This is a genomic window from Haladaptatus salinisoli, from assembly GCF_020614375.1.
Lineage (GTDB): Archaea > Halobacteriota > Halobacteria > Halobacteriales > Haladaptataceae > Haladaptatus > Haladaptatus salinisoli.
The window spans coordinates 142,874-156,856 of sequence record NZ_CP085328.1 but is presented as its reverse complement, the minus strand read 5'-3'; the positions used below and the strand labels follow the sequence as shown (position 1 = coordinate 156,856).

General features: G+C 52.3%; 16 protein-coding genes. 9 read left to right on the top strand and 7 right to left on the bottom strand.

What is annotated here, in order from left to right; all coding sequences use genetic code 11:
- Positions 1-139 precede the first annotated feature (139 nt).
- Genes LIX00_RS16490 through LIX00_RS16480 form a run of 3 tightly spaced genes read left to right on the top strand, consistent with a single transcriptional unit; the run spans position 140 to position 1,357 of the window.
- On the top strand, positions 140-382 hold the full coding sequence (locus LIX00_RS16490; protein ID WP_227356073.1) for a sulfurtransferase TusA family protein: 243 nt from the start codon (positions 140-142) through the stop codon (positions 380-382).
- A 4-nt stretch (positions 383-386) separates the two neighbouring features.
- Positions 387-770, top strand: a complete 384-nt coding sequence (locus LIX00_RS16485) for a DsrE family protein (RefSeq protein WP_227356072.1) — start codon at positions 387-389, stop codon at positions 768-770.
- Between the two features lie 2 nt (positions 771-772).
- Positions 773-1,357, top strand: coding sequence for a DsrE/DsrF/DrsH-like family protein (locus tag LIX00_RS16480; RefSeq protein ID WP_227356071.1), 585 nt, complete (start codon positions 773-775; stop codon positions 1,355-1,357).
- A 330-nt stretch (positions 1,358-1,687) separates the two neighbouring features.
- On the opposite strand, the gene LIX00_RS16475 is transcribed toward LIX00_RS16480, so the two are convergent.
- Complete coding sequence (locus LIX00_RS16475) at positions 1,688-2,140, bottom strand: pyridoxamine 5'-phosphate oxidase family protein (protein WP_227356070.1); 453 nt, start codon at positions 2,138-2,140, stop codon at positions 1,688-1,690.
- Between the two features lie 257 nt (positions 2,141-2,397).
- Between LIX00_RS16475 and LIX00_RS16470 the strand changes: the two genes are divergently transcribed.
- The 4 genes from LIX00_RS16470 to LIX00_RS16455 all read left to right on the top strand — a co-directional run bounded on the left by LIX00_RS16470 (position 2,398) and on the right by LIX00_RS16455 (position 6,877).
- A complete protein-coding gene (locus LIX00_RS16470; RefSeq protein WP_227356069.1) occupies positions 2,398-2,982 on the top strand; it encodes a flavodoxin domain-containing protein in 585 nt (194 codons plus the stop codon).
- Between the two features lie 330 nt (positions 2,983-3,312).
- Positions 3,313-4,113 (top strand): ZIP family metal transporter, encoded by an 801-nt coding sequence (locus LIX00_RS16465; protein ID WP_227356068.1) that lies wholly within the window; start codon positions 3,313-3,315, stop codon positions 4,111-4,113.
- Between the two features lie 548 nt (positions 4,114-4,661).
- A complete protein-coding gene (locus LIX00_RS16460; RefSeq protein WP_227356067.1) occupies positions 4,662-5,792 on the top strand; it encodes a demethoxyubiquinone hydroxylase family protein in 1,131 nt (376 codons plus the stop codon).
- Positions 5,793-6,064: 272 nt separating this feature from the next.
- The gene (locus tag LIX00_RS16455) at positions 6,065-6,877 is read left to right on the top strand and encodes a HoxN/HupN/NixA family nickel/cobalt transporter (RefSeq protein ID WP_227356066.1); all 813 of its coding nucleotides are present in this window, start codon (positions 6,065-6,067) and stop codon (positions 6,875-6,877) included.
- A gap of 46 nt (positions 6,878-6,923) precedes the next feature.
- On the opposite strand, the gene LIX00_RS16450 is transcribed toward LIX00_RS16455, so the two are convergent.
- The 4 genes from LIX00_RS16450 to LIX00_RS16435 form a co-directional block, all read right to left on the bottom strand.
- Complete coding sequence (locus tag LIX00_RS16450; protein ID WP_227356065.1) at positions 6,924-7,925, bottom strand: ion channel; 1,002 nt, start codon at positions 7,923-7,925, stop codon at positions 6,924-6,926.
- Positions 7,926-8,109: 184 nt separating this feature from the next.
- Positions 8,110-8,757 (bottom strand): plastocyanin/azurin family copper-binding protein, encoded by a 648-nt coding sequence (locus tag LIX00_RS16445; protein WP_227356064.1) that lies wholly within the window; start codon positions 8,755-8,757, stop codon positions 8,110-8,112.
- A gap of 689 nt (positions 8,758-9,446) precedes the next feature.
- Positions 9,447-10,325 carry a DNA-3-methyladenine glycosylase family protein gene (locus LIX00_RS16440; protein WP_227356063.1) on the bottom strand — a complete coding sequence of 293 codons (879 nt, stop codon included), beginning with the start codon at positions 10,323-10,325 and terminating at the stop codon, positions 9,447-9,449.
- Positions 10,326-10,387: 62 nt separating this feature from the next.
- Positions 10,388-11,935: an FAD-dependent oxidoreductase gene (locus LIX00_RS16435; protein ID WP_227356062.1), complete on the bottom strand. Its 1,548-nt coding sequence runs from the start codon at positions 11,933-11,935 to the stop codon at positions 10,388-10,390.
- Between the two features lie 85 nt (positions 11,936-12,020).
- Between LIX00_RS16435 and LIX00_RS16430 the strand changes: the two genes are divergently transcribed.
- The gene (locus LIX00_RS16430) at positions 12,021-12,329 is read left to right on the top strand and encodes a cupredoxin domain-containing protein (RefSeq protein WP_227356061.1); all 309 of its coding nucleotides are present in this window, start codon (positions 12,021-12,023) and stop codon (positions 12,327-12,329) included.
- Positions 12,330-12,572: 243 nt separating this feature from the next.
- A complete protein-coding gene (locus tag LIX00_RS16425; protein ID WP_227356060.1) occupies positions 12,573-12,884 on the top strand; it encodes a hypothetical protein in 312 nt (103 codons plus the stop codon).
- A gap of 16 nt (positions 12,885-12,900) precedes the next feature.
- Here LIX00_RS16425 and LIX00_RS16420 read toward each other — a convergent pair whose 3' ends face one another.
- Both LIX00_RS16420 and LIX00_RS16415 read right to left on the bottom strand, forming a co-directional pair.
- On the bottom strand, positions 12,901-13,209 hold the full coding sequence (locus LIX00_RS16420) for a hypothetical protein (RefSeq protein WP_227356059.1): 309 nt from the start codon (positions 13,207-13,209) through the stop codon (positions 12,901-12,903).
- 270 nt (positions 13,210-13,479) lie between these two features.
- A complete protein-coding gene (locus LIX00_RS16415) occupies positions 13,480-13,833 on the bottom strand; it encodes an SHOCT domain-containing protein (RefSeq protein ID WP_227356058.1) in 354 nt (117 codons plus the stop codon).
- Positions 13,834-13,983 lie beyond the last annotated feature (150 nt).

Here is a 13,983-nt window from a genome sequence, read left to right as displayed (position 1 = left end):
CAATAGCCAGGATAAGCGCTTAATATCTGGTTAGACCCCATTTTCACTATGAAATGCGAAAGTAGTTGTGTGGAACTATTGAACCACTACCAACACACTTTTACTCGTGGCACTAATATTGGGCAGTGAAGTCAATACCATGACCGAGTACGAAATCACCCAAACTCTCGACGTCAAAGGACAGAATTGCCCGATGCCGGTGGTCAAAACCAAGCAGACTATCGATCAACTCACGACAAACAATGTCCTCAAAGTGCTCGCAACGGATCCCGGAAGCATGAGTGACATTGCCGGCTGGGCCGAGACCACAGACGGTGTCGAACTCATCGACCAAAAAGAGGGCGACGACGTGTACACGCACTACGTTCGAAAGACGGAGTAAAACAATGGACAAAATAGGAATCATCGTTTCCAACGATAACCCGAAAAGCCTCGCAATGGCCATGAATCTCGGCCATACTGCACTTGCGTCCAACATCGAGGTCATCACCTACTTCACTTTCGATGGATTGACGCACTTGATGGAAGGCGAGAAAGATCTGTCTGAGATCGAGCCGCTCCTCGAAGCGGGGATGCCGAATCCATACGATTTGCTTGACCAGTTCGTGACTGACGGTGACGACCTGGTTTCGACGGTCGCCTGCACTACGACGCTCGACATGCTGGAGTGGGAACAGGACGCGATGGACGAATCGGTGACTACCAAGTTCGCAGGAGCAGCGACGTTCCTCGAAGAAGTCGACGACGCAGATCAGGTGTTCAGCTTCTGACTATGAGTACGGATACGCCTTCAACGTCGGCTGATGCCGCTTCCGACACCGATGTGGCAGCGCTAGAGACCCGTATCGAGGAGCTCGAGTCAGAGCTCGCTGACCTCCGTGCCGAGAGCGATGACGCCCCGAAGAAGATGTCGATTATCGCGACCAAGGGCACTCTCGACATGGCCTACCCGCCGCTCATCCTCGCGAGTACGGCCGCCGCCTTCGGCTGGGAAGTCACGGTCTTCCACACTTTCTGGGGGCTCGATATCCTCCACGAGGAACGCTCGAAGAACCTCAAGCTGAGCTCGGTCGGCAATCCCAGTATGCCCGTGCCGAACGCGATCGGCGCCCTTCCTGGCATGGATCGCGTGACGACCAAGATGATGGAAAAGCGGATTCGGGACAACGACACCGCCACCATCGAGGAGCTGCTCGAAACTTCGTTAGAGATGGGCGTTGAACTGCAGGCTTGCCAGATGACGATCGACCTGATGGAGTACGACGAAGACGACTTCCACGATGGGGTTACCACCGGCGTTGGTGCCGCTACGGCACTCCAAGACATGGCCGATGCGGATATCCAACTGCTCATCTAATACGGTTTCACGACGTTGCCGATTGGCCTGAGGATCTTACTTTCAGTCGGGTTTCTCCCCCGATACGAAGCCGCCCCAAAGAGCTAGTGCATTGACCGCGAGTATACGGACATGGAATCGAGATGGCGACAGACGCTCAAGGAGCAACGCGCGAAGAAGAACGAGTACTGTGTTCGCTTACGATGTATTCGCCAAACTCCGCCACTCCGAGACCGCTACTGACGTGGAATACCTGCCCGATCAACCGATCGCCCGCCGCGTCCTTGGCGACGAGGACTACACACCAGAAGACGATGACTGATCGAACACCATCGATAGGAGACTAGATTGCTAGCCCTCGCTCTGCTGGCCCGTCACGTCATCCATCCGGAGCTCCCAGCCCTGAATATCTCGCATTGGTTCGGCCTCGGAGAAGAGGCTCGGATACCACGCATTATCCTCGATCGCTGTCTCAAGTTCATTCCACTCTCGGTCAGGAATCTGATGGAGCGACCCGGAGACAATGACGCTCGTCCAAACGTGCTTCGAGTCCACATTGTAGACGGTGAGACTCGCACGCTCGGTCTGTTCGGCAAATTGCTCCTTTTTACTCTGCTCGCCAATACGCAGGAACACGAAGTAGAGACTATCCTCCCCGTCGTAGCCGAATGAGACCGGGACACCGTAGGCTTCTTGACCGTCAGTGAGCGAAAGCACGCCCACGCCCTGTTCACGAAGGAACGTGTCGACCTCCTCGCGCTCCATTCCGATGCCCTCTATCTCCGCGAATGTTTCAGGTGCCATCTCTCGTCACCATCGGTGACTTCTCCGGCCACGGTGATAACCTTCCTGCCCACTGTTCGGGGGGAACTAGTTGCATGGATTCGCCGTTATCTGCTCGCGTGACGTCGCATGTCTGCGCAAGAATCCGAAAACTCACTGCTCCGCAGTCTCGTCATCGTGCCTATTCCGCGCCGACTATTTGAGTGGCTCTTGATACCGTCTCCCGACGTGGCACGGATTTATCCACCTCGAGGGCGTATTCCACCTGGTGATTCCACATGGTGTCATTCCTCGTACTCTACGGAACCGGTGAGGGACAGACAGCGAAGGTAGCTGATCGTATCGTCGACACACTCACGGCACGGGGCCACGACGCCACCGCGGTGGATGCCGGCAAAACGCCTCTGAACCTCACTGTCGACGACTTTGACGCGGTTCTCGTCGGTGCGTCGATCCACGGCGGTAAACACCAACCGGCAATCCGAGAGTTTGTCACGTCCAATCGTGAGATGCTGGCAGCGAAACCGACGGCGTTTTTCCAAGTGTCACTGTCGTCCGCCGATGAACAAGGAGAGGCTCAGGCGGCGGGTTACGTTGAGGAATTTGTCGAGGAGACTGGCTGGCATCCTGACCGGATTGGCCTCTTTGGTGGCGCGTTGCGCTATTCACAGTACGGCTTCCTCAAGCGGTTGGTGATGAAACAGGTCGCCAAGCGAGCCCTCCCCGACGTGGACACCTCCCACGATACTGAATTTACCGACTGGGCCGAGGTTGAAGCGTTCACCGCGGATGTCGCCGCGTTCGTCGAGAGTCGGCTCGGCGTCACACCACCTGTCTATAATAATGCAGAAGACCGTGAATGACCGATCTGATGAGTCTCGCGGGATGTGTCGCTAGAAACGAACGAATGAAAGAGTGAAGGAGAGCCGAAAGCGTCAGCGGGAGTTAGTGAGATTCAACGAGGAAGTCCGTCACCCACACATCAGGGCGTGGGAGGTGCAGATCGCCCATCTCAAGCATTATGTCCGGCTCTACAAACCGCACGATGAGGTTCTCTACGGGTTCTATCAGTTCCCAAATCCTCAGCCAGTTAAATGAGGCATCGAATGAACGCTGAAGGGACTCGATCGGAATCAGTAGGGGTGGACAAGATTTGAATACGTGTCGCGTGTACTACTCTCACCTTCTACCCAATGGCACCCACAGAAGCGGTTGTATTTGTTTTCTTCGCCGCCCTCCTGACGGATTTAGCTGCTGGACTTGGTGCTGTACCGTTTTTCTTCGTTGAGGATGTCAGCGATCGGACGTACGTGACGCTATGGGGCTTCGCTGCCGGAATCATGCTGTCGGCGTCCCTCTTTGGTCTTCTCCCTGAGGCAGTAGATCAAGGTCCACTCGTTGAGGTTGCCAGTGGTGTAGTCGTCGGCGCGCTGCTCGTATTCGGGGCGAGCCGTCTTCTTGGCGAGTACAAGTTTCATCCTCAAACTATCTCAGAGGCGGATTTCCGTCGGTTAGTGCTCATCGTCGGAACGCTCACCGTCCACAGTTTTCCCGAGGGGGTTGCGGTCGGCGTCTCGTTCGCCGATTTGAACCTTAGGATGGGAGAATCGATCCTTGGGTTCAGTGTTCCTATTCTCGCTATTTTTGTCACAACGGCGATTGCTCTTCAGAACATTCCTGAAGGACTGGCGGTTGCGATTCCGCTCAAAACCCAGGGCATTTCGAACTGGAAACTCGTCGGGTGGGCAGTGTTTTCGAGTATTCCCCAGCCGCTCGCGGCAATTGTCGCGTTCTATTTCGTTCAAATTGCTCGTCGCACGCTTTCATTTGGGCTCGGGTTTGCCGCTGGAGCAATGTTGTTTCTCGTTGCCTATGAACTGCTGCCCGAAGCACGGACTCGTGGTCAAAATCTCCAAGGACAGGGACACCGAGAGATTATGGTCGGATTCACAATCGGAATCGCACTTATGTCGCCCCTCCTCATCGTTGGATAATTCAACCTGTTAGTAGGTCGTTTCGAGTCTAGATGAATCTTCGATAGTCGGCCAATACGGCTATTTTCGTCGGGATTGTGAACCGTCTGTGACCACTGAATCAGGTAGCCAAGTTCGACAGTAGCCAGCGCTTACGAGCCTTGACTATGTCGGGATTGTTCTCGTGATTCTCACCGGCGCGATCCATATCTATGAAAGTATTGAAGATATTAATGAAGGTATCATTGGCATACTCTTCATCTTGGCTGGACTCGGCTTCTTTGGTACACTTGTACTGCTCTACTCGGCGTGAATCAACCACTGCTGTACGGTGTTGGGATCATTTACACAGGTATTCAATTCATCGCGTATTTCGTCCTCCGATGGCCCGATATCATTGATCCCTCGGGCTCTTCGACAAAGCAGTCCAAGCACTGCTCATCCTCATCCTCGTGATTCTCTATCTGCAGAAACGATCGTAACTCACCGTTCTGGGAAGCTAACTACGCGAGATTCGAGTCAGTATTTCACCCCCCGATTGATTAGATTGGTCGTTGACGAAGTGTTCTATGGCGTCCGACAACTCAGTAGATCGCTATCAAGCGAATCGTCAAGCTGAGATCGACAGCAGTACCATCTATCGAGCCATTGCGGAGGCTGAATCACGACCCGAACTCGCGGAGGTGTATCGTCGCTTAGCAACCACTGAAGAGGAGCATGCACACTTCTGGGAGACACAACTGCAAGAAGCAGGTGTCCAACCAGGCGATCGACGTCCGAGTTGGCGGGCACGAACATTAAGTTGGCTTGCACAACGATTTGGGCCAGCAGTCGTCCTCCCCATCGTCACTGCTGGTGAACGAACCGATAGTCACGGCTATGCGGAACAACCAGAAGCCAAAGATACAGCCCTTCCTCAGCATGAGCAATCGCATGCCCGACTTCTTGACGAGATTGAGACAACCACTGGTGGAGGACTTGAAGGTGGAACACTGGCGCAGCTGGAGGGCCGCCACCGGTCTGCAAGTGGTAATGCTTTGCGTGCGGCAGTCCTCGGCGCAAACGACGGCCTCGTCTCGAACCTCAGTCTGGTCATGGGTGTTGCTGGCGCTGCCCTCTCCGCATCCTCGATTCTCATTACTGGGCTAGCGGGGCTCCTTGCTGGCGCGGGCTCGATGGCGATGGGCGAATGGCTCTCTGTCCAGAGTTCGCGAGAATTATACCAGCGTCAATTAGCGATCGAAGCCGAGGAGTTGGCAACAGTGCCAGATGAGGAAGAACGGGAACTTGCGCTCATTTATCAGGCGAAAGGTCTCCCGCAAGAGCAAGCTGAACAACTAGCAGCACAACTCGTCGCCAATCAGGAGGAGGCACTTGATACCCTCGCGCGTGAAGAACTCGGCATTAATCCTGAAGAACTTGGAGGGTCAGCATGGGAAGCTGCAGGTACCTCATTCGTTTTATTTGCATTTGGAGCGATCGTTCCCGTCCTCCCGTTCTTTTTCTTCACGGGCATTCCAGCAGTCGGTGGGAGTCTCATCCTGAGTGCAGCTGCACTCTTCCTCATTGGAGCCGGAATCACGCTCCTCACTGGCCGGAGCCTGCTGCATTCTGGCTTCCGACAGGTGATTATCGGACTTGCTGCTGCCGGCTTGACATACGGGATTGGAAGTCTTATTGGCGTGGCGATCGCTGGATGATCTGACGACGCTCCCTTACCTACATGAGCTGGTGCAGTGAGAGTGGTCGTTTTATCTTCTGTTGGAGGTCGTTGCAATGCCAGCGAAGGGATGACAGTCATTGCACGTCCCCGTCTTATCGTTGCAGGGAATGGCTCTATAGCCTCTGTGGATCGGTCGGATTCGTTTATATCGCGATTAGGTTAGACACCGAGTAAGGGAGATTCTGTATTACGGGATCTGTGGATCGGTCATAACAATCCATATGAGTTCCCTCTTCCCGTAGTATCTATATGGCAGATGGATTGGTAGGGCTCGCTCTTGGTGCAAGTGCACTCGGTCTGACCCACGGACTTGCACCCGGCCACGGCTGGGCAATCGCTGCGAGTTACGCCCTCGATAAGCCGAACAAGTGGTTCTACGGGGCTGCATCGAGTCTTATCCTCGGGATTGGCCACCTTATCAGTAGCATCGCGATGGTAGTGGTCTACTTCTGGGCGCTTTCGTACTTCGGGTTCACTCAACTTGGGTGGATGAACTACGTCGCAGGTGCGTTACTCATCGCCCTCGGGATTTGGCAGTATTTCAATGGCCATAAGCATACCACGCCCAATCACGATACTCATGACAGTGAGCATCACCACGACTCTGATCACGATCATTCACATGATCACGACCACGGGCACAGTCATGACCATGACCATACACACGCTCATCACCATGAGGAACGTGCGAGTTGGGTCACTCGGCTGCGACAGATGCTCCCGTTCGTGGGACGTTCTACCCACGATCATTCGCACGACCATACCCATGAGGAACCCGACCGAGGGCTCTACGGGATGGTGGCCCTTGCATTCGTACTTGGGTTCACCCACAACGAAGAGTTTGACATCATTGCGATTTGTACGGGATCCACCTACTGCCTTGAGTTGATGCTCCTCTACTCAGTTGCTGTCCTCGTCTCCCTCGTCGGAGTAACACTCCTGCTCGTCACTGGGTATGATCGCTACGAAGATCGGCTCAAGAATTACACTGACTATCTGCCAACATTCACGGCTGCAATCCTTATCGCAATGGGCATTGGATTCTTTCTCGGGATTTTTTGATCGCAATCCTATTTGCCAATTCTCTATAAAACAAAAGTCTCCTTCATCATGGCTCGTCTGAGGACGGCCACTCTCGTGCATCAGACTCAACGAGGCCAAGAAGCGTCCGCCGTCGCTCGTCCAATCCCTTAAGCGATGTAGCGAACTCTTTATCGGGTAGAGTTGGCACACCAACTTCACGGATTGCATCAAGGTCTGGTGACGGTGGAGACTGTTCTGCAGGCTCGATAAACGCACTATGAAGTGTATTGAGGTAGCTCTGGACACTTGCGCGTGCATTTGTGAGAATGACATTACTGGGCTGATTTTGTTCAGGGACACCAAATCGCAGTAGCGTCAAGGCTCCGTCGAGAACCGTGATCCCGATCACTGACGCTTGTTCGGGTTGTTTGCTATAGAAATAGTGGAGAATTGGATACGCTTTGTGATTCGACGTCAGAGTGTTGAGCTGTGACGTAAGGGTATTCAAGGTCAACTCAAGTCCGTGAAATTCTTCGCCATTCCAACTCCTTCGGATAATATCTTCACTCTGCATACCAAGTCCGGTTACATTACTCGCGAAGGCACGTTTCTGGGTAACAGCATCGAGCACCGAGAGAATGTACGTAACACTCAGTGTCAATAAGAGGAGCCCACTCCCGGCAGCAAGTGTCGTGGCAAGCTGCCAGACACCGTCCTGAGGAACGAAATCGCCGATTCCCAAGGTGAAGAAAGTATAGCCAGTAAAATAGATTCGGTCGAACCATGAGATAGAGCCTCGATTAAGCGAGTCAATGAGAGCGCCCTCGGCACTGGCGAAAATTAACGTCCAGCCACCCCAAAGTAGTAGTATCCACGTTGTAAGGCCAACAATGAAAATGAATGGCCCGGTAAGACTCAGTATCCACGAGTTCCGATCGCCGATTCGTCGCACCAATCGCCAAGACCATGCCATCAATCGAGAAGTGAGTGGTCCGGCACCACCTTCGATCCAGACTGTCGTCCATAGTAAATCCACTACGACAGTCGTGAGGAGGATGATACCAAGAATGAAATACACGAGGTTCATGCAATCTCTACCTGGTATAGGTGGTGATCGAGCAATTCAGTAAATTCTTTGGCTTACTGAGCAGTACTATTTTCATTCTCCATTACTACATCAATTAAGCTGTGAGTTTCATCCGATTGTTCAAAGGTTTTACAAAGGCACATCGCTATCAGTAGCAACTTTAGTAAAGGATTAGATCCATTGTCTAGTGTCCATCTCCAAGCGCTTTTGACGCTTTTTCGTTTAGGCTTTTGATTTTCAGTTGTGCCTTTGACGGTAAGTTCTTTTGTGGTGGCTTCAGTCCGGCTTGTCTATTCGTTGGTGGATTTCCGACAATTACACTGCCGAGCATTCCAGTGGTCTCATGAGGAATACAGAAATAATCATAGATCCCTGCTGTCTTAAATGTCTGTTTGAATGTTTCACCACTTTTACTCAATATCCCGCTGTCCCAACCGGCTGCACCGTCAGGCATGCGTTGAGGTTTATTATTTGAGGAGTGATACGCCGTCGTTGAATGTGAACCACTTTCGAGGTGCCAAGTTACTGTGCCGCCTTTGTTTACCCATACGATGTGGGGTTCAAAATGCGAGCCATTATTCATGGTTGTCATCTTGACATCGGCGTGGTTACTTGGGCCATCAAGCGCACCGTTATGCCCGTGACCGTCGGTCTCCGACCCATGGCCGCTCTGTTCGCCGTGATGATTCGCCGTGGTTATCGTCGACGCGCTTGTAGTGTTCTCCGGTTTCTCATTGGTCTGTGCACTGGCATAGCTGGCAGTGAACGCGAACAGGACACTCCCATTGAGTGAAAGAAAGTGCCGTCGGCCGAGCGTACGGTCGTTGCTCATAGCTATCGTCCTCGACCTTGAAACGGCAGTCAATGAGAAAAACGTAGTGGCCCGTGTTTCAGCCCTTGAAAGCACATGGAACGTTTATTCTATGCATTTAGAGTAGAGAACACCCTTCACATATCGATCTAATAGAGCAACCAAAACCGTCGAATGGAAGACGATCTAAAACCAGATACGCGAGAACTGAATGGCGGTAAACATCGAAGATGGGTGGTTTTAGCGCCAGACAGGCAACCACCCACCTTCAAAACGTAGGTAATCGGCCTATTTGAATTTTCCCATGTAACATGAAATGAATTAATAGTAGACCTTAGCCCTTGTACTGTTTCCATGAATATCCAAAACCATGACAGGATGAAGGGGGTGGGTGCAACAACCGAGTTCCCCTTCTGACAACCTTCCCGCCAATGTGGTGTATTTTAGTATATCTCTTAATGGTTACTGCCACCAATTGGAAATTCGACAACTGAAGTGAAATCGATGATAATATCCCAATTAGATATCAATGATTTTGTTTATTTAGAACGTGTTCTTAAGTCCCAGTCTATTCCATCCAGTGGAAGAAACGGATTAATCGGTGAAATTATACTACTGATAACTGAGTTGACTCCATTCAATGCGGGGTGAGAATACTTTAGATCATCTACGAGAAGTGTACCGAGTAGTCAGGATCACATCTAACGTGGTCATGAACGGACATTGTGGTAGAGGTAAGTCTGTGCATAGCTAGCGTACTTGCCAAACATTGAACGGAACGCGTCGGCAGTCGCTTCGTAGGATCCCTGATCACACATTGGGTAGTACAGTTTGATAAGTTGTCGAGTCCACGTATCAATTGGTACTGCCCGTAAGTGTCCAAGGGCGAACAATGCCACACAGTCAGCGATTTTCGGGCCAACGCCGGGAAGCACTTGTACTGCTTCGTGAGCATCCTCGTATGATTTCTCCCGGATATCATCGACAGGCAACTCACCGGTCGCGATCATCTCTGCAGTCTCTTGGATGTACGGCGCTCGAAAACCAAGTCCCAAGTTTCGAAGATTGGACTCGGACGCTGCTGCGAGCTGCTCCGGTCGGGGGAACGAGTAGTAAGTAGTTTCTTCGATACGCAGAGGATCGCCGAATGTTCTTGCTAGTTCGATCTGGATGGCGTGAATCCGCTTGACGCGCATCCGTGCAGAGCAGATAAACGAAATCACGCACGGAAAGAAGGGGTCGTGGACGATCCGTAGTCCAGAGTACTCCTGATAGGCTTGCTCAAGCATCGAGTCATCGGCGAGGGCATCAAAGATAGCATCGAGATCATCGTCGAGTCGGAGCCGTCGGTAAAGGAGTTGCTCAGCGTCGATTGTTGCTTGCCATTCAAGGACACCATTTCGTTGTCGTACGTACACGACATCATCCCCAGCAACTGTATAGTACCATGCGTCACCGCCGTAGGCATTCGTCGATTCGTATATTCCATCGTCCGCTCGCTGCCAGAGGAACGTTTGTGCACTCTCTAGCGTTGATTGCAGGTCGAACCCGCCAGCAAGGTCGGGTACCGAAATCGATCCTGATTTCATTAGATGAGGTATTGAGACGAGGCCGAACGTATCTGGCGGTTTATGAGGATAGCTACAGACGATTATGACTCATCTTCCAAGTCTAGCTGTGAAAGTGCGCTGTTTGCTGGGCCATCGAGTACTTCGCCATTGTAGTCGAATCGGGAGCCATGGCACGGACAGTCCCACGACTGTTCGCCGTCGTTCCAACTCACGAGGCAGCCCATGTGTGTGCAAACCGCAGAAACGGCGTGGAGGTTCTTGTCTTCATCGCGATAGACGGCTGTCGGTTCTGAGTCCTGCTCAAGTATCATGGCTTCATCCGGGGCGACTGATTCGACCGTTTCTGTTTGGGGCTTTCTCGAGTAGTCCTCTAGATAGTGTTTGACGTCATGCTCGTTATGGTGGCGGAAGCTATCGCTTGACGCCTTTTCGTTGAACCGCATCGGCTGGTAGACCTCCTGCCACGGATTCTCCCGATCAAGTATCATGTCCGAGAGCACGATCCCAGCGACGGTGCCATTCGTCATCCCCCACCCGCCGAACCCCGTTGCGGTGTAGACGTTCTGACTTTGTGGCCCGAGACGGCCGATGAACGGGACTCGGTCGACTGAGACGAAGTCCTGGGTTGACCAGCGATACTCGATTGATTCAATGTTGAGGCGGTCATGTGCTTCTTGTTCAAGGTTCCGATACCGATCGACGGTGCTCCCGCCGTGCCCCGTTCGATGACTCTGGCCGCCGACGAGCGCCATTGACTCCTCACCCGCTGGATGCGGGCGAACCGAGAAATACGGCTCCTCGGGCTCGTAGTACATCCCCTCCGGAACCTCGTCGGCCAAGCGCACTGCGAGTACGTACGACCGCTTTGGAGAGAGGCGTTCGTAATAGCGCGCTTTGTCGAATACTGGGAAGTGGGTAGCGACGACGACGTGGTCGGCGGTCACTTTTCCGTGCTCGGTTGAGACCGTGCAGGGCTGTCCATCTTCAACGTTCGTGGCGGTCGTATTCTCGAAGACGTAGCTGCCATCGTCGGCAATCTCTTGAGCGAGTGCGAGGAGATACTTCCGCGGATGAAAGTGTGCCTGATCATCGAACTTGACCGCCGCCACGTCAAATGGTAGGTCAGTAGACTCTATCACTGACGCTGGGAGGCCGAGGCGTTTCGCAGCATCTACCTCGTCCTCGATCTGTTGGCGCTTGTCGGAGGACTCAGTGTAAGTGTACGCAGGTACTCGCTCGAAGTTACAATCGATATTCCAATCCTCAACAGTCGATTCGATATCGTCAATCGCAGCTTCGTTGGCCTCGGCGTACTGTCGTGCTTGTTCCTCACCAAAGTACTCGATGAGATGACCGTAGATGAGACCGTGGAGGGACGTAAGCTTCGCTGTCGTATAGCCAGTTACGCCAGTAAGGAGACGATCACGCTCAATGACCGCAACGGACTGACCAGCCGTTTTGAGCTTCGCCGCTGCCGTGATACCGGCGATACCGCCACCGACTACAGCAACGTCGACTGTGATGCCATCCTCAAGTGCCTCGTAGGACGTTTCTGGCGTCGTCTCCATCCAGATAGACGCTGTCTCTCCGTGGAGTGATTGATCTCCGCCGTTGGTGTTTGAATTCATTAGCACTTCCCCCGCCCAACCGAGTACGGTTGGTAGCATAGACCACAGGCGCATGGTCAATAAACCTGGCCCACTTTTCTCAAGTATGACCCGTGCCACAGTTGAAATGCACCAGCAAACGTTCGATCCAGTAAAGAACGCTGTCACCCCCGGAACGACAGTTGTCTGGAAAAACACGAGTTCAGTTGACCATGACGTGACGAGTGTACAGTTTCACGATACGGCTGAGAAATGGAGCTTTTCAACACAGACTCTTCGGCCGGACGACAGTGTCGTCTACACATTCGACGATGCGGGAATCTATGAGTACTTCTGCTCGCTTCACGGTGAAGAGATGTGCGGAGCAATCCTCGTCGGTGATGTTTCACTTGATGCGTCTCTTCCGTGTGAGTGATTCTTTTTCATATTCTTGTGTAAATTACCATTTTGACTATTCCATCGAGAAGAACTACTTAACAATACGTTATTTGCCCCTCGATAGTCGCCATCGCTGCGACTGGTGATAGATCCACTGAACCAATGCGAAACCTAGAATTGCACTTCTTTTGAGAATGACGATGGTGGTTGGCCAATTCCGAATCGGTTCACGAGAAGCGGGAAAACCCACAAATGATTCGCTCTCGTAGCATGAGTCACAATGAGAGAGCAAACTGAAACGACCGAAGGATACCTTATGGACGGAGGGTGCATCAGAAAGAACGCGCGTGACGAGTTATTGGAGAAAGCACGGACTCACACGCGGGAGTGCGCTTTGATGGGGCACTGTATCGAGAGTGGGTACGGTATTGTCTCGGAGGACGACCGCCTCGTGATGCTCGATCCTGAAGCGACGCGGAAAGTTGTCGATATCGTCGAAGCAACGGACACCGAAGAAGGGATTCGACTACGCGTCGCCCGCGAAAAACAGGACGGCCAAATGGAGACAACCACCGTCGAAGAAATCAGTTAACTGCCGACGTTGGCCCCTACGATTTCTCTTGGTTTTGTAAGTAGTTCTGCGCCTCCTCACGTAATGTATTGTCTAAGCTCCCATCTTCTGCGAGACTTTGGAGTATCGGATCACATGGTGCCTTCATGAGTCCATTTAGTGCCGCTCGGCGATAATTTGCGTCCAAGCCACTCATTTGGACGAGAATCGCCAGTTTATCACATTCATTTGCGAGTGCGAGTTCGTGAATTGCATCTTCTCGGGTTTCTCTATTGACTGACTTTTTCGTCGCTGTCTCGAAGTCTTCTTCCGGAGTTCCCATGTCTCTATGCTTACTCACGACCATGGAGCGGATTGTTCTTGTGGCCCGTTATAACTGCATAGAGCATGCTCTTCTTCGATTGATGGAGAGTGTTTCTTCTCCATCGGCGGATTCCCTATGTGTTCACGTCTCTGCGAACACCCCACTTCTCCGTCAAAGAAAAGAGGACTCGACAATTTCCATTCACAACCTCAAGAGCTGGAAAACGTACTGAAATCAGGAGGTGGTCTTAGAATTTCTGCGAGTCCGTAGTGATCCTGTATTGGGGTGCGGCGATGACACCTCTGTTTCCCCTCACTCCGACCGGCGAAGTGCGTCCCGACGCTGCTCATATTCGTCATCGGTCAGTTCACCACGTGCATATGCAACGCGGAGTTCCTCAAGCGCTCGGTCTTGTGAACTGAGCGATCCATCTGCGATTGATTTAAACAACAGGTATCCCAGGCCTGCTAAGATGAGGAGAAACAGGAGCATCATCCCGACCCCCCACAGTGGTGAGATTCCGACCTGTGCGCCGGCGCCACCCCACCAACCCATCATCCCCATCATTGGAACCGCGAACACCATCATTAGCATTGGAAAGAGAAGTATGAATGCGAGGACGATAAGCACGGTTCGAAGTACTGAATCAGTTTCTGTTCTGGCCATGACGAGGATTCCCCCTCTTCAACAACGGTAGCAAACCAATAAAGTGTAGTGGGTGAATCGAAGTTCCGCTGATATCGTTTGAGAGGAACTTTCCTGCACCGGAAGATGGAGGTTTGCGCTATCGACGATATCACTAGAAGTAATATTATT